20 protein-coding genes are annotated in these 24336 nt (G+C 70.2%); 9 read left to right on the top strand and 11 right to left on the bottom strand.

Annotation, left to right across the window (positions count from 1 at the left end; genetic code table 11):
* The first annotated feature begins 1 nt into the window (after window position 1).
* Window positions 2–562, top strand: a complete 561-nt coding sequence (locus ACFVRO_RS02335) for a TetR/AcrR family transcriptional regulator (RefSeq protein WP_386948809.1) — start codon at window positions 2–4, stop codon at window positions 560–562.
* A gap of 45 nt (window positions 563–607) precedes the next feature.
* A complete protein-coding gene (locus ACFVRO_RS02330; protein WP_386948806.1) occupies window positions 608–1186 on the top strand; it encodes a VanZ family protein in 579 nt (192 codons plus the stop codon).
* 703 nt (window positions 1187–1889) lie between these two features.
* Here the strand turns inward: ACFVRO_RS02330 and ACFVRO_RS02325 are convergent.
* From ACFVRO_RS02325 to ACFVRO_RS02300, 6 genes are read right to left on the bottom strand one after another with little or no spacing between them, the layout of a single operon-like run.
* On the bottom strand, window positions 1890–2561 hold the full coding sequence (locus tag ACFVRO_RS02325) for a response regulator (protein ID WP_105673172.1): 672 nt from the start codon (window positions 2559–2561) through the stop codon (window positions 1890–1892).
* Window positions 2558–5080 (bottom strand): ATP-binding protein, encoded by a 2523-nt coding sequence (locus ACFVRO_RS02320; protein ID WP_386951580.1) that lies wholly within the window; start codon window positions 5078–5080, stop codon window positions 2558–2560. Before ACFVRO_RS02320 ends, ACFVRO_RS02325 begins: the two co-directional genes overlap by 4 nt.
* Window positions 5081–5106: 26 nt before the next feature.
* A complete protein-coding gene (gene kdpC, locus ACFVRO_RS02315) occupies window positions 5107–5709 on the bottom strand; it encodes a K(+)-transporting ATPase subunit C (RefSeq protein ID WP_386948804.1) in 603 nt (200 codons plus the stop codon).
* Between the two features lie 12 nt (window positions 5710–5721).
* Complete coding sequence (gene kdpB, locus ACFVRO_RS02310) at window positions 5722–7860, bottom strand: potassium-transporting ATPase subunit KdpB (protein ID WP_386948802.1); 2139 nt, start codon at window positions 7858–7860, stop codon at window positions 5722–5724.
* A 1-nt stretch (window position 7861) separates the two neighbouring features.
* Window positions 7862–9541: a potassium-transporting ATPase subunit KdpA gene (gene kdpA / locus ACFVRO_RS02305; RefSeq protein ID WP_386948799.1), complete on the bottom strand. Its 1680-nt coding sequence runs from the start codon at window positions 9539–9541 to the stop codon at window positions 7862–7864.
* A complete protein-coding gene (locus ACFVRO_RS02300; protein WP_105673176.1) occupies window positions 9541–9630 on the bottom strand; it encodes a potassium-transporting ATPase subunit F in 90 nt (29 codons plus the stop codon). Before ACFVRO_RS02300 ends, kdpA begins: the two co-directional genes overlap by 1 nt.
* A gap of 380 nt (window positions 9631–10010) precedes the next feature.
* On the opposite strand from ACFVRO_RS02300, the gene ACFVRO_RS02295 reads away from it, so the two are divergent.
* Window positions 10011–10559 carry a DUF6611 family protein gene (locus ACFVRO_RS02295; protein WP_386948796.1) on the top strand — a complete coding sequence of 183 codons (549 nt, stop codon included), beginning with the start codon at window positions 10011–10013 and terminating at the stop codon, window positions 10557–10559.
* Window positions 10560–10571: 12 nt separating this feature from the next.
* On the opposite strand, the gene ACFVRO_RS02290 is transcribed toward ACFVRO_RS02295, so the two are convergent.
* Window positions 10572–11171, bottom strand: a complete 600-nt coding sequence (locus ACFVRO_RS02290) for an FMN-binding negative transcriptional regulator (protein ID WP_386948793.1) — start codon at window positions 11169–11171, stop codon at window positions 10572–10574.
* Window positions 11171–12106: a DMT family transporter gene (locus ACFVRO_RS02285; protein WP_386948790.1), complete on the bottom strand. Its 936-nt coding sequence runs from the start codon at window positions 12104–12106 to the stop codon at window positions 11171–11173. The genes ACFVRO_RS02290 and ACFVRO_RS02285 overlap by 1 nt, the downstream gene beginning before the upstream one ends.
* On the opposite strand from ACFVRO_RS02285, the gene ACFVRO_RS02280 reads away from it, so the two are divergent.
* On the top strand, window positions 12105–13511 hold the full coding sequence (locus ACFVRO_RS02280; protein ID WP_386948788.1) for a PLP-dependent aminotransferase family protein: 1407 nt from the start codon (window positions 12105–12107) through the stop codon (window positions 13509–13511). The two genes, ACFVRO_RS02285 and ACFVRO_RS02280, sit on opposite strands and share 2 nt — an antisense overlap.
* A gap of 19 nt (window positions 13512–13530) precedes the next feature.
* A complete protein-coding gene (locus tag ACFVRO_RS02275; protein WP_386948785.1) occupies window positions 13531–14709 on the top strand; it encodes an SLC13 family permease in 1179 nt (392 codons plus the stop codon).
* A 10-nt stretch (window positions 14710–14719) separates the two neighbouring features.
* Here the strand turns inward: ACFVRO_RS02275 and ACFVRO_RS02270 are convergent, their stop codons facing one another.
* Complete coding sequence (locus ACFVRO_RS02270; protein ID WP_386948782.1) at window positions 14720–16804, bottom strand: APC family permease; 2085 nt, start codon at window positions 16802–16804, stop codon at window positions 14720–14722.
* A 114-nt stretch (window positions 16805–16918) separates the two neighbouring features.
* Between ACFVRO_RS02270 and ACFVRO_RS02265 the strand changes: the two genes are divergently transcribed.
* Together ACFVRO_RS02265 and ACFVRO_RS02260 are read left to right on the top strand one after the other, a co-directional pair.
* Window positions 16919–18007 carry a VanZ family protein gene (locus ACFVRO_RS02265; RefSeq protein ID WP_386948779.1) on the top strand — a complete coding sequence of 363 codons (1089 nt, stop codon included), beginning with the start codon at window positions 16919–16921 and terminating at the stop codon, window positions 18005–18007.
* A 58-nt stretch (window positions 18008–18065) separates the two neighbouring features.
* A complete protein-coding gene (locus tag ACFVRO_RS02260) occupies window positions 18066–18764 on the top strand; it encodes a GTP pyrophosphokinase family protein (RefSeq protein WP_105673243.1) in 699 nt (232 codons plus the stop codon).
* A gap of 155 nt (window positions 18765–18919) precedes the next feature.
* On the opposite strand, the gene ACFVRO_RS02255 is transcribed toward ACFVRO_RS02260, so the two are convergent.
* Both ACFVRO_RS02255 and ACFVRO_RS02250 read right to left on the bottom strand, forming a co-directional pair.
* On the bottom strand, window positions 18920–20770 hold the full coding sequence (locus ACFVRO_RS02255; protein WP_386948777.1) for a glycoside hydrolase family 2 TIM barrel-domain containing protein: 1851 nt from the start codon (window positions 20768–20770) through the stop codon (window positions 18920–18922).
* A gap of 79 nt (window positions 20771–20849) precedes the next feature.
* Window positions 20850–21884: a LacI family DNA-binding transcriptional regulator gene (locus ACFVRO_RS02250; RefSeq protein ID WP_386948774.1), complete on the bottom strand. Its 1035-nt coding sequence runs from the start codon at window positions 21882–21884 to the stop codon at window positions 20850–20852.
* 163 nt (window positions 21885–22047) lie between these two features.
* Here ACFVRO_RS02250 and ACFVRO_RS02245 point away from each other — a divergent pair, with 163 nt between their 5' ends.
* A complete protein-coding gene (locus ACFVRO_RS02245) occupies window positions 22048–23361 on the top strand; it encodes a sugar ABC transporter substrate-binding protein (RefSeq protein ID WP_105673190.1) in 1314 nt (437 codons plus the stop codon).
* Between the two features lie 69 nt (window positions 23362–23430).
* Window positions 23431–24336, top strand: coding sequence for a carbohydrate ABC transporter permease (locus tag ACFVRO_RS02240; protein ID WP_386948771.1), 906 nt, complete (start codon window positions 23431–23433; stop codon window positions 24334–24336).

The raw sequence follows: 24336 nt of genomic DNA, 5'->3' as shown, positions 1-24336 counted from the left end.
CATGACCGAAGACGACGCCCGCGAGCGCATCCTCTCCGCTGCCGAGGAGCTCTACTACCGCAAGGGCTACGCGGCGGTCGGCATGGACGAGCTCCGCGCTGCCGCCGGCGTGTCGCTGCGGCGGCTGTACGCCCTGTTCCCCGCGAAGAACGACATCGTCGCCGCGGTGCTGCAGCGCAAGCACCGCGAATGGGAGTCGTCGCTGGCGGCGGCGGTGGCGGATGCCGGCACGGATCCGCGTGCCCGGCTGCTCGCGGTCTACGGCTACCTGGAGGACTGGTTCTGCACCGTCGACTTCCGCGGCTGCGCCTTCATCAACGCGTTCGGCGAGCTCGGCGGCACCAACCCCGAGGTCGCGACGATCGTCCGCGAGCACAAGGCCTCGTTCCAGGCGTACATGGCGGACCTCGTCGTCGAGGCGGGCGCCCCGGCATCCCTCGCCGCGCAGCTCTCGATCCTCGCCGAGGGCGCCCAGAGCACCGCGGCGATCTCCGCCGATCCGCAGGTCGCCGTGCAGGCGCGCGGAGCAGCCGAGGTCCTCATCGACGCCGCGATGGCGTAGCGCCTTCGGAAACCTCACATACGAAGTCAGCTAGCGTTGACGATCGTGCAAGGCGTCTATGAGCAAGTTCAGGTTCCGGTGCTGCCGGTGGTCATCCCCCTCGGCATCGTGATCTTCGGGCTGCTGCTGTGGCGCCTCGTGGCGAAGCGGCTGCTCTCCGTTCCTCGGGCGCTGGTGGCCGCAGCCCTGGCCGTGTACGCCGCCGGCATCGTCGGGAACACGGTCTTCCCGATCTTCGTGAACCCCATCATCGGCCCGGATGACTGGACCCCCGGACTCGCGCTCATCCCCTTCGCCGACTACGAGATCGAGGACGCGCTGATCAACGTGGCGGTGTTCGTGCCGCTCGGGATGCTCGTCCCGCTGCTGCTCGCGAAGCCGACGTGGGGGAAGGTGCTCCTGGCGGTGGTCGGCACGAGCCTCGGCATCGAGCTGATCCAGCTGGCTGCGCAGAAGTACTTCGCCGGAGGGCACATCGCCGACGTCAACGACCTGCTCTCCAACGTCGCTGGCGGGATGCTCGGCTACCTGCTGCTGCTCGCCCTGTATCGCGTTCCCGGGCTCTCCGGTGTCATCGAACGCTTCCACTGGGCTCCCGCTGCGGCGCCGGCATCCGAGGCGTAGGTTCTCCCCGCCCGGACGCTCTGTCCGGTGCCCCGGTGCCCCGGTGCCCGGTGCCCCGGGTCCGCCCGGGATCCGGCGGATGGCCCGAGATGCGGATGCCGTCGGCCGCAGCATCCGTATGTCGGTCGATTTTCCGGATCTCGGGTGCAGGGGGGACGCGGCGTTGCCCCCCGCGGCCCGGCATGTTTTGGACCGCGCGACCGGCCGTAGGTCGCGCCCGGTGTCCGGTGGATGGCTCGAGATGCGGATGCCGTCGGCCCGAGCATCCGGATGTCGGTCGATTTTCCGGATCTCGGGTGCAGGGGGGACGCGGCGTTGCCCCCCGCGGCCCGGCATGTTTTGGACCGCTCGACCGGCCGTAGGTCGCGCCCGGTGTCCGGTGGATGGCTCGAGATGCGGATGCCGTCGGCCGCAGCATCCGGATGTCGGGCGATTCTCCGGATCTCGGGCGCAGGGGGAGACGCGGCCCCGCGGCCCGGCATCTTTTGGACCGCTCGACCCGCCAATCTTTTGGGCCGCTCGACCGGCCGCAGGTCGCGCCTGGTATCCGGCGGATCGCTCGAGATGCGGATGCCGTCGGCCGCAGCATCCGGATCTCGGTCGATTTTCCGGGTCTCGGGCGCACGAGGAGGGGCCTCGACGGGGAGCGGCTTCGGGCGAGAAACGGCCTCAGAGGAAGAGCCGCCTCAGAGGAAGAGCCTCCTCAAAGCACGAGCCGGTAGCCCATCCCGGACTCGGTGAGCAGGTGCTCCGGCGCGCCGGGGGAGGCCTCGAGCTTCTTGCGCAGCTGTGACATGTAGAGCCGCAGGTACCCGGAGTCGGAGACCTGCTCGCTGCCCCAGATCTCCTTCAGCAGGTCCTGCCGCGTGACCAGGGCGCCGGGATGCCGTGACAGGTGCTCCAGCATCCGCCACTCCGTCGGGGTCAGGTGCACCCGCGCACCGGCGCGCGTGACCGTCTTGGTGGCCAGATCGACGACGACATCGCCGAAGCCGACGGTCGACTCGCCGCCCGCGGGCACGCTGCGGCGGGAGAGCGCCCGCAGCCGGGCGAGCAGCTCGTCGACCTGGAACGGCTTCGTGACGAAGTCGTCGGCTCCGGCGTCGAGCGCCTCGACCTTGTCGGCGGAGCCGGTGCGGCCGGAGACGACGATGATCGGCACGTTCGTCCAGCCGCGCAGCGCCTGGATCACCTCGATGCCGTCGAGCCGCGGCATCCCGAGGTCGAGCATGATGAGGTCGGGGTGGGTCTGGGCGGCGGCGGCGATGGCCGCGGCGCCGTCGGGGGCGACGACGACCTCGTATCCGTGGGCGGCGAGGGTGATCCGCAGCGCCCGCACCATCTGCGGGTCGTCGTCGGCGATGAGAAGCTTCATTCCGTCTCCGGCTCGGGGAGTCCTGCGGCCAGCGGCAGGGAGATGACCATCGTGAGTCCCCCTCCAGGGGTGTCCTCGGGTGTCAGGCTACCGCCCATGCCCTCGGTGAACCCGCGCGACAGGGCGAGGCCGAGGCCGAGGCCGGTCGTGTTGTCCGTGTCGCCGAAGCGCTGGAAGGGCTGGAACATGCGGTCGCGGCGCGCGGCGGGCACGCCGTCTCCGCGGTCGATGACCCTGATCTCCGCGCGGTCGCCGAGGGCGCTGGTGGAGATGATCACCCTGGTGTCGTCGGGCGAGTGGCGGCGGGCGTTCGCGAGCACGTTCACGATCACGCGCTGGAGCAGCACGGGGTCGGCGTACAGCGCGGGGAGGTCGGGGTCGAGGGCGAGCTCGACGTCCGCCGGCCCCAGGCCCAGCTCGTCGACCGCGGCGAGGACGGTGCCGGCGGCATCCATCCTCGTGGCCGACACGGCGAGCACCCCCGCCTGCACGCGGCTCACGTCGAGCAGATCGGTCACGAGAGTCGACAGCGTGGCGAGGCTCTCGTCGGCCGTGGCGAGCAGCTCGTCGCGGTCGGATGCCGACAGCTCGTGCGCCCCGCGGAGCCCGCCGATCGCCGCGACCGCCGAGGCGAGCGGACGGCGCAGGTCGTGGCTGACCGCGGAGAGCAGGGCGCTGCGCACCTGATCGGTCTCGACGAGCGCCTCGGCCTCGCGGGCGGTCGCGCGCAGGTCGGTGTGCTCCATCGCCGCCGACAGCTGCGCGACGATGGCGTCGAGCAGTCGCCGCTCCGGGCCGTCGAGCGGAGCGCCGTTGAGTTCCAGGAGGGCCCGAGGCGCCCCGGTGACGGTCAGTCCGACGGGTACGGTCGTCGCCCGGCCGTCGGCCACGGGTTCGCCGTCGCTGGCCAGCAGCTCGCCCTCCGGCGACAGCAGCCGCACGCCGCTCAACCCGAACGCCTCGCGCGTGCGGCTGACCAGGGCGAGCACGGCGTTGTCTCCGCGGAGCACGTTGCCGGCGACCGCGGCCAGCAGCTCGGCCTCGGCGGCGGCGCGCTGGGCCGTGCGGGCTCGGCGGGCGGCCTGGTCGACGATGAGGCTGACCAGGATCGCGATGACGACGTACAGGCTGAGCGCGAGGACGTGCAGCGGGTGGGCGATCGTGATGGTGAACAGCGGGGCGACGAAGAGGAAGTCCAGCGTGATGCCGGAGAGCACGGCGGCGAACACCGCCGGACGCAGTCCGCCGACGAGCGAGACGACGACCACGAGCAGCTGATAGGCGAGGACCTCGGCGGTGATCGACTCCGGGCTGCGGAAGGTGAACATCACCCAGGAGAGCAGCGGGCCGAAGACGAGGGCGGTGGCGAAGCCCAGGGCTTCTCGGCGCCAGCCGAGCGCTCCGCCCTTGAGTCGGGGCAGCACGACCCGTCCGCCGGCGGCGGCGTGGGTCACGATGTGCACGTCGATGTCGCCGGAGCGGCGGATGATCTCCGAGCCGATGCCCGGTCCCGTGAGGGCGGCGGTGAGGCGGCTTCGCCGGCTGACGCCGATGACCAGCTGCGTGGCGTCAGCCCCCTGCGCGAACTCGACGAGCGTGCCGGGGATGTCGTCGCCGATGATCTGGTGGAAGCTGCCGCCGAGCGACTCGACGAGCGACCGCTGGGCGGCGAGGGCTCCGGGGGTCTCGTCGCGGAGTCCGTCCTGGGCGGTGACGTGCACGGCGAGCAGCTCGCCTCCGGCCGATCGTGCGGCGATGCGGGCGCCGCGGCGCAGCAGGGTCTCGCCCTCGGGGCCGCCGGTGAGCGCGACGACGACGCGCTCGCGGGCCTGCCAGGTGCCCTCGATGCCCTGTTCGGCGCGGTAGGTGCGCAGGGCGCTGTCGACCTCGTCGGCCAGCCACAGCAGCGCGAGCTCGCGCAGCGCCGTGAGGTTGCCGAGGCGGAAGTAGTTTGACAGGGCTGCGTCGATCCGCTCGGCGGGGTAGACGAGGCCCGCGGAGAGCCGGTCCCGCAGCGACTGCGGCGCGAGGTCGACGACCTCGATCTCGTCGGCGCCGCGGACCACGGCATCCGGCAGCGTCTCCTGCTGGGCGATGCCCGTGATCTTCTCGACGACAGCGTTGAGCGACTCGATGTGCTGCACGTTGACGGTGGTGATGACGTCGATGCCGGCGTCGAGCAGCGCATCCACGTCCTGCCAGCGCTTCGGATGAGCGGAGCCGGGGATGTTCGTGTGGGCGAGCTCGTCGACGAGGGCGATCTCGGGCGACCTCTCGAGCACCGCCTCCAGGTCGAGCTCGGTGAGCTCGACGCCGCGGTGCACCGCCGTGCGCCGGGGGATCTCGGGGAGGCCGATCGTCTGCGCCAGGGTGGCCGCCCTGCCATGGGTCTCGACGACCGCGATCACGACGTCGCGGCCCTCCTGCAGCAGGCGCCGCCCCTCGGCGAGCATCTCGAAGGTCTTGCCGACTCCTGGCGCGGCGCCGAGCAGCACGCGAAGACGACCGCGGCGGGGCATCCGCTCGCGGTCCGTCCGCTCTGGCGTCATTCGCTCTCCCGCTCGTCGAGTGCGAGGTTGAGCTCGGCGACGTTGATGCGCTCCTCGCCGAGGAATCCCAGATCCCGCCCTTGAATCCTAGACTCCACGAGGTCCGTGACCTCCTGCTCCGAGAGTCCGCGCGCCTCGGCGACGCGGGGCGCCTGCAGCAGGGCGTAGGCGACGCTGATGTGCGGGTCGAGACCGGAGGCGGATGCCGTCACGGCGTCGGCCGGCACCTGCGCCGGGTCCACGCCCTCGCGCTCGGCGATGGCCGTCTTGCGCTCCTGGATCGCGGCGACGAGGTCGGGGTTCTCCGGTCCCAGGTTGCTGCCGCTGGACGCGCCCGCGTCGTAGCCGTCGCCGGCGGCCGACGGGCGGGACTGGAAGTACTGCGGCAGGGCGTCGCCGTCGGCATCCGTGAAGGACTGCCCGATCAGGGCGCTGCCCTTGTCGCCGGGGAGCGCGGAGCCGTTCGCCTGCCAGGGCAGCAGCAGCTGGCCGATGCCGGTGACGAGGAGTGTGTAGCCGACGCCGAGGAGGAGGGTGAGGACGAGCATGGCACGGACGGCGACGCCGGTGGTGCGCAGGGCGGTGCGGGTGGAGGACATGGTGTGCGCCTTTCAGAAGCCCGGGATGAGGCTGACGACGAGGTCGATGAGCTTGATGCCGATGAACGGCGCGATGACGCCGCCGAGGCCGTAGATCAGCAGGTTGCGCTGCAGGATCTGCGATGCGCTCGCCGGCCGGTAGGCGACGCCGCGGAGGGCGAGCGGGATGAGGAAGACGATCACGATGGCGTTGAAGATGATCGCGCTGGTCACGGCGGATGCCGGTGAGTGCAGCTGCATCACGTTGAGCGCAGCGAGACCGGGGAACACGCCCATGAACATCGCGGGGATGATCGCGAAGTACTTCGCGATGTCGTTCGCGAGCGAGAACGTCGTGAGCGCGCCGCGCGTGATGAGCAGCTGCTTGCCGATGCGGACGATGTCGATGAGCTTGGTCGGGTCGGAGTCGAGGTCGACCATGTTGCCGGCCTCCTTCGCGGCCGAGGTGCCGGTGTTCATCGCGACGCCCACGTCGGCCTGAGCGAGCGCGGGGGCGTCGTTCGTGCCGTCGCCGGTCATCGCGACGAGGCGTCCGCCCTCCTGCTCTCGGCGGATCAGCTCGAGCTTCTGCTCGGGAGTGGCCTCGGCGAGGAAGTCGTCGACACCGGCCTCCTTCGCGATGGCCGCCGCCGTGAGCGGGTTGTCGCCCGTGATCATCACGGTGCGGATGCCCATGCTGCGCAGCTCGTCGAAGCGCTCGCGGAGCCCCTCCTTGACGATGTCCTTGAGGTGCACGACGCCGAGGATCCGGGCGTCGCCGTCGGCTGCGGTCACGGCGACGACGAGCGGGGTCCCGCCGCTCTGCGCGACGCCGTCGACGAGGCGGGTGAGCTCGGCATCCGCCGTCCCGCCCAGCCACGCGGCGACAGCGGAGCCTGCGCCCTTGCGGATCTGCGTGCCGTCGACGAGGTCGAGCCCCGACATGCGGGTCTGCGCCGTGAACGGCACGACCACGGCGTCCGAGGGCTCGTCGACGCGGATGCCCCGCGCCGTCGCCAGCTCGACGATCGACGCGCCCTCCGGGGTGGGGTCGGCGAGCGATGACAGCGCGGCGACCCGCAGCAGCTCATCGGCGTCGACGCCCGGCAGCGGCAGGACCTCGTGCGCACGGCGGTTGCCGTACGTGATGGTGCCGGTCTTGTCGAGCAGCAGCGTCGTCACGTCGCCCGCGGCCTCGACGGCCCGACCGGACATCGCCAGCACGTTGCGCTGCACGAGGCGGTCCATGCCCGCGATGCCGATCGCGGAGAGCAGGGCGCCGATGGTGGTCGGGATGAGGCAGACGAGCAGGGCGATCAGCACCGGGATGCTGACGGGAGACGCCGCGTACGACGCGATCGGGTTGAGCGCGAGCACGACGACGACGAACACGATCGACAGGCTCGCGAGCAGGATGTTCAGCGCGATCTCGTTGGGCGTGCGCTGACGGCTCGCACCCTCGACGAGCGCGATCATGCGGTCGACGAAGGTCTCGCCGGGCTTCGAGGTGATGCGGACGACGATCCGGTCGGACAGCACCCGCGTGCCGCCCGTCACGGCGCTGCGGTCGCCGCCCGATTCGCGGATCACCGGGGCGCTCTCGCCCGTGATCGCCGACTCGTCGACGGTCGCGATGCCCGCGACGATGTCTCCGTCGCCGGGGATCAGTTCACCCGCCGTGACGATCACGACATCGTCGCGCTGCAGCTCGGCCGACGACACCTCGACGATCTCGGAGCGCTCGGCCGCGGCATCCGTCGTCTGATCGTAGCGCGCGACGCGACGGGCCATGGTGCTCGTGCGGGTCTTGCGCAGGCTGGCCGCCTGGGCCTTGCCGCGCCCCTCGGCGACCGATTCGGCGACGTTCGCGAACAGCACCGTGAACCACAGCCAGATCGCAATGCCCCACGTGAAGATCGGGGGCACCGCCGTGCCGCCGGACTCGGCAGGGCCGCCCAGGAACGGCTCGGCGATCGCGAGCACGGTCGTGAACGCGGCGCCGGCCCAGACCAGCAGCATGACGGGGTTGCGCACGAGAGAGGCGGGGTTGAGCTTGCGCAGGGCGCCGGGCAGCGCCTCGACGAGCTGGCCCCAGCTGAACGAGCGCGGCTTCGGGGCGGGAGCGGATGCCGCGGCATCCGTGTGTTCTGCGGGTGTGGTGATGAGCGTCATGTCAGACGAGTCCTTCGGCGAGCGGGCCCAGGGTGAGCACCGGGAAGTAGGTGAGCGCGGTGACGATGACCGCCACGGCGATGAGGAGGCCGACGAACTGCGGCCGGTGGGTGGGCAGGGTGCCGGAGGTCTCCGGCACGTGCTGCTGAGCGGCGAGCGAGCCGGCCAGCGCCAGCACGAGCACGATCGGGAGGAACCGGCCGAGCAGCATCGCGATGCCCAGCGCCGTGTTGAACCACGGGGTGTTCGCGGTGAGCCCCGCGAACGCCGAGCCGTTGTTGTTGGCGGCGGAGGTGAAGGCGTAGAGCACCTCGCTCATGCCGTGCACCCCGGGGTTCCAGATGCTCGTGGCCTCGACGTCCGCCCTGACGGCGGGGATCGCGAAGCTCAGCGCGGTGCCGGCGAGCACCAGGGTCGGGGTGACCAGGATGTACAGGCTGGCGAGCTTGATCTCCCTCGGGCCGATGCGCTTGCCGAGGTACTCCGGCGTGCGCCCGACGAGCAGTCCGCCGACGAACACGGCGATGATCGCGAGCACGAGCATCCCGTACAGTCCAGAGCCGACGCCGCCGGGGGCGACCTCGCCGAGCATCATGTTGAGCATCGGCATCATGCCGCCGAGCGCCGTGTAGGAGTCGTGCATCGAGTTCACGGCCCCGGTCGAGGTGAGGGTCGACGCGCTGCCGAACAGGGCGGAGCCCAGGATGCCGAAGCGCTGCTCCTTGCCCTCCATCGCCGCTCCGGCGAGCTCCGGGGCGCTGCCGCGACCGGCCAGCTCCAGTGCCGAGAGCGCGAAGGTGGAGACGAGGAAGATCGTGCCCATGACCGCGGCGATCGCGTACCCCTGCCGGTCGTCGCCGACCAGGCGTCCGAACGTGCGGGGGAGTGCGAACGGGATCGCGAGGATGAGCAGGATCTCCAGCAGGTTCGTCCACCCTGTGGGGTTCTCGAAGGGGTGGGCGGAGTTCGCGTTGAAGAAGCCGCCGCCGTTCGTGCCGAGGAGCTTGATGGCCTCCTGCGAGGCGACGGGGCCTCCGGGGATCGTCTGCGCGCCCCCGGACACCGTGGTGACGTCGGTGAAGCCGGCGTAGTTCTGGATGACGCCTCCGGCGATCAGTGCCACGGCGCCGATCAGCGCGATCGGGAGCAGGATGCGTCCGAGCCCGCGGATGAGGTCGACCCAGAAGTTGCCGATCGTCGTGGAGCCGCGGCGGGCGAATCCGCGCACGAGTGCGACGGCGACGGCGATGCCGACCGCGGCCGACACGAAGTTCTGCACGGCGAGACCGGCGAGCTGCACGGTGTAGCCCATCGTGGTCTCGGGCGAGTACGACTGCCAGTTCGTGTTGGCGACGAAGGATGCCGCGGTGTTGAACGCGAGTCCCTCCGGCACGGCCGGAAGGCCGAGCGATTCGGGGAGGAATGCCTGGAGCCGCTGCAGGCCGTAGACGAGGAGGAGTCCGACGACCGAGAAGGCGAGGACGCCCCGCAGGTAGGCCCGCCACGTCTGCTCCGACGAGGAGTCGACGCCGATCAGGCGGTAGATGCCGCGCTCGACGCGCAGATCCTTGGGGGTGCTGAACACGTGCGCCATGTAGTCGCCCAGCGGACGGTACAGCAGCACGAGCACCACGATCACGGCGACCGCCTGTGCGACGCCGAACCAGATCTCCCCGCCCATCAGAACTTCTCCGGGGCGACGAGGGCGACCACGAGGTAGACGACGGCGGCCACGGCGAGAGCCGCGGCGGCGATCTCGAAGAAGATCACAGTCGTTCCACCCCCTTGGCCACGAGGGAGACGAGGGCGAACAGCGCGAGAGTCAGCGCGATGTAGATGATGTCGAGCACGAGAGTCGATCAAACTCCTGTGCGAGGGTCGCCGCCGCGATCCTCACGGTTCCCCTACGGCGTCCAGGGCGACGCATGCGGGATGCTCACGGCATCCGCTCTCCGACGCCTTCGCCGGGGCCGTGACCGGCGACCGGCGCGGAGGTGCTCGGTGTCCGTGTGGTGAGTGAGCGTCGGATCGGGGCCGGTAGGACCGATGAGGAGGGGGATCGTTGCCGTTCCGCATGGAAACGGGCGGGAGCCGTTCGGGTTCTGTCTGGATCCGCGCCTCGCGGTCGCGCGCGGAGGAGTGTGGGTGGCATGTCCCTCATCCACCGTCCCCGTTTCACCACCGCACCCGTAACCGCCGCGGTGCCCGCCGCGCTCGTTCGCGCCCCGCGGTGGGGGCACCTGTCGCGGAGCGTGAGCCACTACGGCACCGTCGCCTGCGTGCTGGCCATCTATCCGCCCGACTCCTCGGATGCCGAGCGCCGGCTGGCCGAGGCGAACCGGCTGTACGCGCCGCTGTCCTTCGGCGGCAGCGTCGTCGCGTGGGTGGCCCTGTGCGCCGTCGGTGCGCCTCCCCTGCTCGCCGCGATCGCGCTCGCCGTCGTGCTCCTGCCCGTCGGCATCCTCCTCTCCCGTCGTTCCCGCGGCATCAGGAGCCGCACGATCACTCTCTCGTCGAGCAGATCGGGGCTTGGCGACGACACGGCCGACGAGCGTGCCCGACAGCGCCGCCTCGACACCCTGGCGGAGGCGTTGGAGGATGCCGCCGTCGCCTGCCGTCAGGGCGTGAGCGACCGTGCCGGATTCGACCGCGTGTGGCGGGCGGCGTATGCGCATGCGCTCGCCGTCGCGGCGCGGTGAGGCGCCGCCCGGTCACCCCTGGATGCGCCGCATCTCCTCGGCGAGCGGGCCGTTGGTCTCATCCAACCGCCGCGTGATGCGCTCGCGCACCTCCGGCTGCTTGTTCTGGCTGAGCTTCGCCCTGGCGTCGAACCGGGTGACCCGCATGCGCAGGCCCACCGTGCCCCTGGCCGCACGGCGCGTGCCCTCCTCGTCGTCGCTCAGGCTGCGGCCGTGCGCCCTGTGCTGCTCGAAGTGGTCGGTGAGGCGGGAGAGCATCGCGTAGTTCTCCTCCTCGTCCAGGATCACTGGCGTGCCGTAGAGATGCGCGGTCACGTGGTTCCAGGTGGGCACCAGGTCTCCCGGTTCGTACAGGCTCGGCGACACGTAGTCGTGCGGTCCCTGGATGATCACGAGCACCTCGTGCGCGCCGAGCTCGTGCAGATGCTCGTCGGGTCGGCCGAAGTGGCTGGCGATCACGATGCCGCTCTCGTCCTCGTCGAGCAGCACGGGGTAGTGCGATGCGACGAGACCGGTGGATGCCGGCGACACGAACGTCGCCCACGGGTTGCCGCGGATGAGCCGCTTGACCTCCTCCTGGTCGGTCATCAGGTAGCGGGGCGTGTGGCGCATCAGGACTCCTCGGTCGATCGGGTGGGGGTGAGTCGGGTGCGCACGGCCAGCGCGGCGCACGCGATCACGGCCAGGCCGCCGAGCACGGTCGCCCAGCCGATCTGCTCGTGCAGCAGGAGCGCCGCCCAGAGGATCGTGATCACGGGCTGGGCCAGCTGCACCTGGCTGACCTGCGCCATCGGGCCGATTGCGAGGCCGCGGTACCAGGCGAAGAAGCCGAGGAACATGCTCACGACGGCGAGATAGGAGAAGGCCAGCCACTCGACGGGCGTGGCACTCGGAGGGTCGGCGGCGACCGAGACCGCGGTGAGCGCGATCATCAGCGGTGCGGCGAGCACGAGCGCCCACGAGACCGTCTGCCACGAGCCGAGCTCGCGTGCGAGCAGCCCGCCCTCCGCGTATCCGATCGCCGCCGCCAGCACGGCGCAGAACAGCAGCAGGTCCGACCACTGCAGCCCGCCGAAACCACCGTTCTGCAGCGACGCGAAGGCGACGGCGGCGGCCGCGCCCAGGACGGCGAAGACCCAGAAGGATGCCGCTGGTCGCTCCTTCGTGCGCAGCACGACCATGACGGCGGTCGCCGCGGGGAGCAGGCCGATCACGACAGCGCTGTGTCCGGCGGGGGCGGTCGTCAGCGCGAACGAGGTGAGCAGCGGGAAGCCGGCGACGACACCGCCGGCGACGACGGCCAGGCGCGCCCACTGCGAACGGGTCGGCGGATGCTGTCGGGTCGCCGCCAGCGCGATCGCCGCGAGGCCGGCGGCGACGACCGCGCGTCCGGCGCCGATGAAGAGAGGGGAGAGGCCGCCCACGGCGATGCGGGTGAACGGGACCGTGAACGAGAACGCGAGGATGCCGAGGAGACCCCACCAGAGGCCGGCGCGCGAGGATAGCGCTTTCGGCTGATCGAGGATAACGCTACTCTGATCTTTCATGAGTCAGGATAGCACCGACCGGATCGTCGCCGGATTGCGTGGATGGATCGCCGCGGCCCCTCCGGGTGCCCAGGTGCCGTCGAACCGAGCGTTGACCGCCGAGTACGGCGCGAGCCCCGTGACGGTGCAGAAGGCGATGCGCCGGCTCGTGGGCCTGGGGCTCGTGGAGTCGCGGCCAGGGGTCGGCACGTTCGTGCGTGCCGTGCGCGCGGCCCGGTCGGTCGACTACGGCTGGCAGACCGGAGCCCTCGGTGCTCCTCCGAACCGCACATCGGCGCTCGCATCGGCGCAGCGCGTCGCCGCCCCCGACGCGATCGGACTGCATGCGGGGTATCCCGCGGTCGATCTGCTCCCCGAGCGTCTGGTGCGTCAGGCGCTCGCGCGCGTCTCCCGCACCGAGATCGCGATGACCAGGGCGCCGGCGGCGGGCGTCCCGGATCTGCAGGCGTGGTTCGCCGGGGAGCTCGCGGCATCCGCCCCTGCCGGCGTCACCCCGGCGGCGGCGCGGGACGCGCTGATCATCTCCGGCAGCCAGAGCGGACTGAGCTCGATCTTCCGCGCGGTGGTCGGACCGGGCCGGCCGCTGCTGATCGAGTCGCCCTCCTACTGGGGCGCCATGCTCGCGGCGGAGCAGGCCGGGGTCGTGCTGGTGCCGATCCCCTCAGGACCGGCGGGGCCCGACCCGGATGCCGTGGAGCGGGCGTTCGCGCAGACCGGAGCCCGCGCGTTCTACGCGCAGCCGACGTTCGCGAACCCGACCGGCGCGCAGTGGCCGGCGGAGACCGCGCACGCGGTGCTGGAGAGCGTGCGGAGACACGGTGCCTTCCTCATCGAAGACGACTGGGCGCACGATCTCGGCATCGATGCGGAGCCGCGTCCGCTCGCCGCGCTCGACGACGACGGGCACGTCGTGTACCTGCGATCGCTCACGAAGAGCGTGTCTCCGGCGCTCCGTGTCGCGGCGGTGATCGCGCGAGGACCGGCCAGGGAGCGCATCCTGGGCGACCGTGCCGCGGGATCGATGTACGTCAGCGGTCTGCTCCAGCTCGCCGCGCTCGAGGTCGTGACGCAGCCGGGCTGGCGCACGCACCTCCGCGGCCTCCGCGAGCAGCTGCGCTCCCGGCGCGACCTGATGCTCTCGTGCCTCGCCGAGCACGCCCCGCTCGCGACCGTGGAGACCGTGCCCGTCGGCGGTCTGAACCTCTGGGTGCGACTGCCCGAGGGGTCCGACGTGGGGCAGATCACCCGCGAGTGCGAGCTCCGCGGACTGATCGTCGCCCCCGGCGCCGAGTGGTTCCCCGCCGAGCCGTCCGGGCCCTTCGTGCGGCTCAACTACGCGAGCGCCGATCCGGCCCGTTTCACCGAGGCGGCCGGCATCCTGGGCGGCGTTCTCGAGGCGCGCTGAGGAGGTCTACACTCGCGGGGTGGGCGCACCGACTCGACGGATCAGCGCGGGGACGGTGATCATCCTCGCGCTCGTCGCCGTCGCGGCGATCTGTGTGCTCACGGGGATCCTCCCGACGAACGACGCCGAGGCGCTCGGACTGCGCATCGCGCCGGTCATGGGCTTCGTCATCGCGATCACGGTCGTCGCCGAGCTCGCCAGGGATGCCGCCGTGTTCGACGTGCTCTCCCAGCATCTCGCCCGCTGGGGTCGAGGGCGGGTGATCGGACTGTGGGCCGCCGTCGTGGCGCTCGCCGTCGTGAGCACGGTGTTCCTGTCGCTCGACACCACCGCCGTGATCGTCACCCCGGTCGTGGTGGTCCTGGCGCAGAGCATCGGGGTGAGCCCGCTGCCGTTCGCCCTCGCCACCGTGTGGCTGGCGAACACGGCATCCCTCGCCCTCCCCGTCTCGAACCTCACCAACCTCCTCGCCGCGCAGCGCATGGGCGGCGATCCGGGGGCGTTCCTCGCGCTCAGCTGGGCGCCCACGCTCGTCGGCATCGCGATCCCGGTCGCGATCCTCACCGTCGCGCATCGCCGCACGCTGTTCGCCGCCTACCGCGTGCCCACGGGCGGTGCGCCCTCCGACCGCATCCTGTTCTGGAGCGCCACCGGGGTGCTGATCGTGCTCATGCCGCTGCTGGCCGTCATGACGGAGGTCTGGATCCCCGCGACGGCCGCGGCGTGCGCCCTCGTCGTCCTCTTCGCCGTCCGCCGGAGGCACGTGCTGCGCCTGTCGCTCATCCCGTGGCGTGCGCTCGGCCTGGCCGGTGCGCTGTTCGTGCTGGTGGAGACCGCGCACGCGGAGGGCGTCCTGGGGTTCCTCGACGCGCTCGCGTCGTCGGGCGAGGGGCCCGGCCAGCTCCTGGGGCTCGCGGCGGCGGGGGCCGTGGCGGCGAACGGCGTGAACAACCTCCCGGCCTACCTGATCCTCGAACCCTCCGCGCACGGACCCGTCGCGCTCATGGCCCTGCTGATCGGCGTGAACCTCGGGCCGCTCATCACCCCGTGGGCGTCGCTGGCCACCCTGCTCTGGCACCACAGGGTCGTCTCCCTCGGCGTCGACATCCGCTGGGGCCGCTTCATGCTCTGGGGTGCAGCGGTGGCCGTGCCGACCGTGGTCGTCGCGGCGCTGGTGCTCAGCCTCGTCGCGGGCTGAGCACGCAGCCTCAGGCCTCGTTCGCGCCCTTCTTCGCCGTCGGGTCCTCCGACGGCGGCCCCTCGGGGCGGTGGGCGCGTCGTCCGTTCACGACGACGGGGCGACCTGCGCGCTCCTGGCCAGGCAGCGGACGCGAACGCCGGCCGTAGATGAGCTCCGACGAGTCGAGCAGCCACGGCACGAGCGTGATGGAGACGCCGTGGATGAGCATCAGCTGGTTGGCGATGCGCCTCGACCGGCGGTTGTGCAGGAACGTCTCCCACCAGTGGCCCACGATGTACTGCGGCAGGTAGACCGTCACGACCGACGATCCGTGCTTCGCCCGGTACTTCTTGATGAAGCCGGCGATGGGCTGCGCGAAGGAGCGGTACGGCGACTCCACGATCACGAGCGGGATCGGCATCAGGTGATCCTCCCACTCCTTCTGGAGCGCGGCGGCCTCCTCGGAGGAGACGGCGACGTGGATCGCCATCGTCTTGCCGTGCTTGGCGGCGATGGCGTAGTCGACGGCCTTCACGACGGGCTTCTGCAGCTTGCTGACGAGGACGAGCGCGACGTCTCCCGTGGCGCCGAACTTCGTGATGTCGTCGATCGCGATCTCGTGCTCGACGTCGCGGTAGTACCGCTTCACGCCCAGCATCAGGAACGCCAGGACCGGGATCGCGATGAACACGAGGTACGCGCCATGCGTGAACTTGGTGATCGTCACGATCACGAGCACGAAGACCGTCAGCGTCGCGCCGATCGTGTTGATGACGAGGCCGACCTTCGCGCCCTGGCGATCAGATGCCGAGACGCTGCCGTCCGTCTGCCGCAGCAGCCGTTTCCAGTGCCGCACCATGCCGATCTGCCCGAGCGAGAACGACACGAAGACGCCGATGATGTACAGCTGGATGAGGGTCGTCAGCTTCGCCTGGAACACGACCAGCACGATGATCGCGGCGATGCCGAGCACGATCATGCCGTTCGAGAACACGAGGCGGTCGCCGCGGGTGTTCAGCGACTTGGGCGCGTAGCCGTCGCGGGCGAGCACGGCGCCCAGCAGCGGGAAGCCGTTGAACGCGGTGTTGGCCGCGAGCAGCAGCACGCAGGCGGTCGCCGCCTGCACGATGAAGAACGGGATGCTGCCGCCCCCGAAGGTCGCGGCGGCGATCTGCGCCATCACGCTGGGCTGCGGCTTCGAGCAGTCGAAGCCGATCAGGTCGCAGGCGTTCTCGGCGTAGTGGACGCTCGTGATGAGCCCCATGGCGGTGAGACCGGCGAACAGCAGGGCGGCGATGGAGCCCATCATCACCAGGGTCGTCTGGGCGTTGCGGATCTTCGGGGCGCGGAACGCCTGCACGCCGTTGGACACGGCCTCGACGCCGGTGAGGGCGGAGCATCCGCTCGAGAAGGCGCGAAGGATGAGCAGGATGATGGCGGCATCAGCGAGGTGCTCGCCCTGGATCTGATACGCGGCGCTGTCGGCCACGGGGGCGTCGCCGAGGAAGGTGCGGATGAGGCCGGTGACGATCATGACGCCGACCGAGCCGATGAACAGGTACGTCGGGATCGCGAACACGGTGGACGCCTCGCGCACGCCGCGCAGGTTCACGATGACGATGAGGACGACGAAGCCCACCGCGAGCTCCACGCGGAGAGGGTCGAGCTCGGGGACCGCGGAGATGATGTTGTCGACTCCGGAGGCGATCGACACCGAGACGGTGAGGATGTAGTCGACGAGGAGGGCGGCCGCGACGATCACCCCGGGGATCTCGCCGAGGTTCTTCGACGCGACCTCGTAGTCGCCGCCGCCGGACGGGTACGCCTTGATGAGCTGGCGGTAGCTCAGCACCACCACGATCAGCAGGACGACGACGGCTGCGGCGACCCACGGGGCGAAGGTGAGGAACGCCAGCCCGCCGAGCGCGAGCGTCAGCAGCATCTCCTGCGGACCGTACGCGACCGAGCTCAACGCGTCGGACGCGAAGATCGGCAGCGCCATGCGCTTGGGGAGCAGTTGGTTGTCGGCCTGCTCGCTCGTCAGCGGGTCTCCGATGAGGATCCGCTTGGCGATCTGCGGTGCGTCCGGATTCTCCCGGGATTCGTCTGACACGTCGGGCGAGCCTACGCCACTCCCTGTGCTCCTCACGACATCCTCACGGAATCCCTACGCCCCGCGTGCACTGCCCTAACGGAATCCTTACGGGGCGACATAGACTGGGATCCCGTGGGGGATCAAGTGTTTCTGGGGTTCATCGCCATCGCGATCGGAGTGGGATTCGGCATCCTGCTCTTCGTGCCGTTCGTGGCGATCAGCTACCGCCGCCGGGGGAGTCTGAGCTTCGGCCGCACCCTGCTCTGGCTCGCCGCCCTCGTCTACTTCTGGGCGATCTGGACCTACACGCTGCTGCCGCTGCCCGACCCCGAGACGATCCGTTGCGTCGGCATGATCACCGACCCGATGGAGGTCGTGCGCGACGTGCAGAAGGCGCTCGCCGCGCCGGGCAACCCGCTGCGCCACCCCGCGCTGCTGCAGCTCGTCTTCAACGTGCTGCTGTTCGTGCCGCTCGGGGTCTTCCTGCGGGTGCTCGGCGCCCGCGGCATCCCCACCGCCCTCGCTGTCGGGTTCGGTCTCTCGCTCCTCATCGAGACCACGCAGCTGACCGGCGTCTGGGGCCTGTACCCCTGCGCCTACCGGTTCTTCGACGTCGGCGACCTGATGACCAACACGACGGGTGCGGTGCTCGGCTCGGTGTTCGCGCTCGTGGTGCCTCGTTCGCTGCGCGGCGTGCGCGCTCGTGCGGATGCCGGCGAGCCGCGCCCCGTGACGCGCGGACGTCGCGCGATCGCGATGCTCTGCGATGCCCTCGCCTACGGCTTCGTGATGTACGGCGTCGCGGTGGTCACGCAGCTGTGGTTCGAGTACGTCCTGCACGATCGGCAGACCGTCCTCGACGGACGCCTCGCCGAGGTGATGGGCATCTCGGCGGCATCGGGGCTGTGGCTGCTCATCATCCTGATCAGCGGGCGGTCGGTGGGCGACCTGGCGGTGCAGCTGCGCTACGCCGGGTCGCGGATGCCGGCGGCGCTGACCCGTCCGCTGCGCTGGGCCGCGGGCATCGGCGGCATCGGGGCCCTGCCCCTGCTCGGCGACGCCTTCGACGGGATCTCGTCCCTCCTCATCCTCGCGTCCGTCGTGCTGCTGTTCACGACGCGTCTCGGCCGAGGCCTCCCCGGCCTCGTCACCGGTCAGGAGCTCGTCGACGCGAGAGGCGATGTCGAGGTGACCGCGGAGTCGCGCACCGCGGGTGCCTGAGCGTCGTTCATCGACGATGCACAGGGATTTCCGATCACGAGTGCGTAGCGTCGTGAGCATGAGCACGGTTTCCGTCGACGAGAGCGCGATCACCGAGGCGAAAGAGCTCAGGGATCAGTTCCAGCGCTTCCTCCGCGAGTACGAGTTCGGCATGCGCGAGGTCGAGACGAAGATCTCGATCCTGCGCGACGAGTTCACCCACGATCACGCGTACAACCCCATCGAGCACGTGAAGAGCCGGGTGAAGTCGCCGGACAGCATCGTGGAGAAGATCGCGCGCAAGGGCATCGAGGAGCCCGACTTCGACCGCATCCGCGAGGAGATCACCGACATCGCCGGTGTCCGCGTGACCTGCAGCTTCATCGCCGACGTCTACCGGCTGTTCGATCTGCTCACCGCGCAGGACGACATCACCGTGCGGATCGTGAAGGACTACATCAAGAACCCCAAGCCCAACGGGTACAAGAGCCTGCACGCCATCCTCGAGGTGCCCGTGTTCCTCTCCACGGGGGCGCTGTCGGTGCCGGTCGAGGTGCAGTTCCGCACGATAGCGATGGACTTCTGGGCCAGCCTCGAGCACAAGATCTACTACAAGTTCTCGAATCAGGTGCCCTCGCACCTCGTCGACAGCCTGACGGATGCTGCGGATGCCGCGGCCGAGCTCGACAGCCGCATGGAGCGCCTGCACCGCGAAGCGCACGGGGTGCCGCGGCGTCAGCTGGCGCCCCCGCCCCCTCCACGCATCATCGGCGTCTGACCCGGCATCCGCCTACCGCCGCACCTGATCCGTCCGGCATCCGCCTACCGCCGCATCCGAAATTCGGACGATCACCCGTTTCTCGGACGACCCGCGCGGAATCGTCCGAAAAAGCGACATGCGTCCGAAGTTCGGATGCCGGGAGCGGGGCGGGGCTAGGCGTGGAAGACGGGGGATGCGGCGGGCAGCTCGGCGCCGCCGGTGATCATCCGCCGAAGTCGATCGACGGGGATCTTCGGCACGCGGTTCTCGTCGGTGAGTCCGTTGGTCTCCTGCGCCGTGTCGGTCAGCTGCGTGTAGCACCATCCGGCCAGCGGCGCGCAGTCCCGGACCGCGGAGAACAGCGTGGAGAGATGCGTCTCCAGGGCCTCGTCCGAGGCGACGGTCCGGTAGCCCCAGGTGCCGTCGGCGGCGCGGTCGACGCTCACGCCGCCGAACTCGCTGAGCAGCACGGGCCGTCCGGCGGTGTCGGATGACTCCTCCGGCGTGCCCACGAGCATGCGCCGGCCGTTCGGGGCGATGCCGTCGAGGGTCTGCCGCACGGCATCGGATGTGCCGTAGCGCGCCCGCAGCACCGTGGAGTCGTTCTCGTAATCGTGCACGGTGAACAGGTCGGAGCGGGTGTGCTCCCACCCGTCGTTCGACACGACCAGACGGGAGCCGTCGAGCGTCTTCGTCAGGTGGTAGAGCGTGCGGGCCAGCTCGCGCTCCTCGGAGACCTGTGCGATCCGGTCGACCCCCCAGCTCTCGTTGAGCGGCACCCACACGACGATGCTGGGGTGCGACGAGTCCCGCCGAACCACGGCCGTCCACTCGCTCACCAGCCGCTCGACCGCGAGCGCGGAGAACTCGTACACGCTCGGCATCTCGGCCCACACGAGAAGACCCAGGCGATCGGTCCAGTAGAGGAAGCGCGGGTCCTCGATCTTCTGGTGCACGCGCACCGAGGTGAACCCGAGGTCCTTGATGAGCTGCGCCTCGTGCCGCAGGGCGTCGGCGTCCGGGGCCGCGAGATGCGACTGCGGCCAGTAGCCCTGGGAGAGCACCGCGCGCACGGCGACCGGCCGGTCGTTGACGAGCACCCGGCCGCCGTCGGTCCCCACCGAGCGGATGCCGAGGTACGAGCCGATCCGGTCGGATTCGCCGTGCGGCGGCAGCAGCTCCACCGCCGCGTCGAGCAGCAGGGGATGCTCGGGGGTCCAGAGCCAGGCATCCCGTGCCTGGCCGTTGCGCAGCGCGGGCAGGGAGAGCGTGAGCGTCTGGCGGGGTCCGGTGAGCTCCGTCACCTGTGCCGCGGCCACCTCCTCTCCGCGGGTGATGCGCACCGAGAGCCGGGTTCCCGGCGACGGGTGGCCGTCGAGCTCGACCGAGAGGCGCACGACGGCGGCATCCGAATCGGTGCTCCAGGTGAGCCTGCGCACGTGACGGGCGGGCACCGACTCCAGCCACACGGGCTGCCAGATGCCGCTGGTGCGGTCGTACCAGACGACGTGGCGCCGCTCCTCCCAGTCCTGCTTGCCCCGGGGCTGCGCGAGGTCCAGGGGGTCGTCCTCCGCGCGCACGACGAGGTCGAACCCGTCTGCCGCGCTCTCCGGCACCACCACCGTGAACGGCGTGTGACCCCCCTCATGCGCTCCGACGTGGGCGCCGTCGATCCAGACGTCGGCCCGGTGGTCCACCGCGCCGAAGTGCAGCAGCAGCGTGCGGCCTCCCTCGTGACCGGCCTCGGCCACCTCAGCTGCGGCGATGGTGCGTCGGTACCAGAGCACGCGATGGAACCCGGTGTCGCCGATGCCCGACGCGGGCGACTCCGGGGGGAACGGCACGATGATCTCCCCGGCGATCTCCGCCGGATCCTGCGCCCAGCCCTCCGGGACTCCGCGGTCGTCCGGGTCGACGGCGAACCGCCAGGGGCCGGAGAGATCGGCCCATGAGGCGCGAACGAGCTGCGGGCGGGGGTACCGGCCGTCTTGGCTGCTGGCCGACGCGAGGCTTTCCTGTGGCATGGCAGGAAGCATATCCAAAACTTGCAGCGCTAGAAAGATGCAATCCGGTGATGGATTCCGATGCCTCGGCTCGACTGCCTCAGTGAGGCAGTCGAGCCACAGTGCCGCGGTCGGCGATCGTGTACGGCGCGAGGAGGTGGCGCCCGATGCCGTCGTAGCCGTTCATGCGGTCCTCGAGCAGATCGAGCGCCGACGCCGCGATCGCGCGCTTGTCCGGCGACACGGATGACAGGGCCGGCGTCGCGTACCTGGCCAGCGACGTGTCGTCCCAGCCGAGCACCGAGACGTCCTCCGGGACGCGCAGTCCGGCGCTGCTCAGCGCCCTCATCGCGGCGAGCCCGAAGAGGTCGTCGCGGCAGAGGACGGCCTCGGGGGCGACGCCCCTGTCGAGCGCGGCGGTCAGGGCGCGCACGCCGTCGTCGATCCCGAAGCCGTCGCTCTCGATCACGAGCGCAGGGTCGAGGGGGATGCCGGCGCCGATCAGCGCCTCCTGGTAGCCGAGCAGGCGCAGGTGCGTCGACTCCGCGATCTCCGTGCGCACCGAGGCGAGGAAGGCGATCCGCCGCCGCCCTGTCGCGAGCAGCAGCTCGGTGGCCTCTCGGGCCGCCCGCACGTTGTCGATCATGACGTGGTCGGCGGTGAGCGGGCGCGCGGCCTCGCCGAGCAGCACGAGCGGGGTGTCGGGGCGCAGGCGCGCGATCTCGAGGGTGTCGATGCGGGCGGGGTGGAAGATCACCCCGTCGACCAGTCCCTCCTCGCGGTCGCGGATGACGGCGCGTTCGGCCTCGACGTCGTTCAGCGTCTGCTCCACGATGATCCGGTAGCCGCGGCGGCCGGCCTCCTCGCCGACGCAGCGGGCGATCTCGGCGAAGTACGGCTGATCCATCTCCGGGATCGCGAGCGCGAGCATCCCGGTGCGGCCGGTCGCCAGGCGTCGCGCGGTGAGGTTGGGGCGGTACCCGAGCTCGTCGATCGCCGCCTGCACCCGCTCGCGCATCCGGTCCGACACGTGCTCGTAGTCGTGGACGACGTTCGACACGGTCTTCATCGAGACGCCGGCGAGGGTCGCCACGTCCTGCAATCGCACCCGTCCGCCGGACCTGCCTGTCGCCATTCCGCCATCTTAGGGCCGAACCCGAGCAAGAATCCTTTGACATTTACAGCGCTATACATTAGCGTCCCGAACAGAGCAGTTCCCGCCGGTCCTCCCAGGCCGGATACCCGCAGCGCCGCGGTCGAGGGAGACCGGCGGCTCCTCACACATTCAGGAGAGGCAGATGAGAACACGCACCGCAGCAGTCGCTCTGGTCGCGGCCACCGCCCTGGTTCTGGCCGGATGCTCCGGCGGGGGCTCGGGAGAGCAGTCCGGCGACCGCACGGTCACCTTCATGGGGTGGGGGTCCCCGCAGGAGGTCGACGTCTTCAAGGACATGATCGCGCAGTACGAGAAGAAGTACCCGGGGGTGAAGGTCGACTACATCAGCGTGCCCGCGGCCGACTTCCAGACCAAGCTGCAGACCATGATCGCCGCCAAGAAGACGCCGGACGTCTTCTACATGGTGGGCGAGAACCTGCAGCCGCTCGTGAAGAACGGCGTGATCGCCGATCTCAGCGACTACGTCGCCGACAACGAGATCTTCGACGCCGACAACGTGTGGAAGAACGCGATCGACCTCTGGAAGTTCGACGGCACGACGCCGGGGCAGGGGGCGATCTACGCGCTGCCCAAGGACATCGGCCCCTTCGCCCTCGCCTACAACAAGGATCTCTTCGCGGCGGCCGGCATCCCCGATCCCGACCCCGAGGTCCCCTGGACCTGGGACGAGTTCGTCGCCAACGCCAAGAAGCTGACCTCAGGGGAGGGCGCGGACAAGACCTACGGCACCGCCCCGTACTCGCTCGAGTCCGCGGTGTGGTCGAACGACGCCGACTGGCTGAACGCGGATCACACGAAGGTCTCCGTGACCGACCCGAAGTTCGTCGAGGCCCTGCAGTGGGTCGCCGACCTCTCCCTGAAAGAGGGAGTGGCGCCGAGCTCGGAGGAGGAGAGCTCGCTGGGGAGCTTCCAGCGGTTCATCGACGGCAAGATCGGCATGATGGGCATCGGCCCGTGGAGCCAGGGGCAGTTCTGGGACGAGGTGACGTTCGACTGGGACCTCATGCCGTGGCCGGTCCCTACGCCCACCTCGTCGGAGGCGACCTGGTACGGCGGTGTCGGCTTCGCGGTGTCGAAGGCGAGCAAGAACCCCACCGACGCCGAGAACCTCGCCGCGTTCCTCGCCTTCAACGAAGACGCGCAGCGCACGAACATGGAGAAGGGCCAGGCGGTCCCCAACCTCATCGACATGACGAACGACGAGTACCTGACGATGGACAAGCCGCCGGCCAACAAGCAGCAGTTCATCCGCATCATCGAGGAGGTCGGCCACCGACCCACTCAGACCTTCACCTACAACGGCGACTGGTGGAACGTGTTCTCGTCGAACGTGGCGAGCGTCTATCGGGGCGAGGTGACCGCCGCCGAGTACACGAAGTCGGTGGAGGCGGAGATGCAGACCGCGCTCGACGACGCGATCGCGACGGCGAAGTAGCACCAGACGGACAGGGTCGTCCGGGCCGTGCACCGGCCCGGACGACCCCCTCACGAGAGAGGCCCGCCCATGACGGCACCCAGGAGAGCGTCCAGACAGGCGCGCCATGAGCGCACCTGGAGCGCCGTCTTCGTCGCGCCGATCACCCTGCAGCTGCTGCTGTTCTTCGTCGTCCCCGTCTCGGTCGCCGTCCACGCCGGCTTCACCGACTGGAACGTGCTGAGCGGCGAGCAGCACTTCGTCGGAGTCGACAACTTCACGGCGTTCCTCTCCGACCGCAAGTTCTGGATCGCCTCGGGCAACACCCTCTTCATGCTGCTGCCGATCCCGTTCTACCTCGCGTTCGGGCTGTTCTTCGCGATCGCCAGCCACCGCCGCACCCCTGGCAACAAGGTCTTCCGGGTGCTCTACTTCCTGCCCTACGTGTCGTCGATCGTCGCGCTCGTGGTGATGTGGAAGTGGCTCTTCAACTACCAGTTCGGTCCCATCAACCAGGGGCTCAGCGACTGGTTCGGCATCCGCGGGCCCGACTGGCTGGGAGACCCCGCCTGGATCAAGGTCACGATCGTGATCATGATCGTCTGGAAGATGATCGGCATCACGTCGATCTACTACCTCGCCGCCCTCAACAACATCCCCGACAGCTACTACGAGGCCGCGCGGCTCGACGGGGCATCCGGCATCCGGACGTTCTTCTCGATCACCCTGCCGATGCTCTCTCCCGTGACCTTCTTCCTGATCGTGGTCGGCATCGTCGGCTCACTGCAGACCTTCGTCGAGGTGCAGCTGTTCACCAAGAACGGCGGGCCGAACTACAGCGCGGCCACCATCACCTACTACATCTGGGAGAAGGCCTTCGCCTCGAACCAGATGGGCTACGCCTCGGCCGTCGCGGTGTTCTTCGCGCTCGTCATCCTTGTCATCACACTGATCCAGTTCCGGGTGTCCCGGCGCTGGGTGCACACGGAGGACTGA

It is taken from the genome of Microbacterium sp. NPDC057944 (assembly GCF_042887445.1).
In the GTDB taxonomy this organism is placed as follows: domain Bacteria; phylum Actinomycetota; class Actinomycetes; order Actinomycetales; family Microbacteriaceae; genus Microbacterium; species Microbacterium natoriense.
The sequence above is the reverse complement of the archived record's forward strand: the minus strand, read 5'-3'. Positions and strand labels throughout refer to the sequence as shown.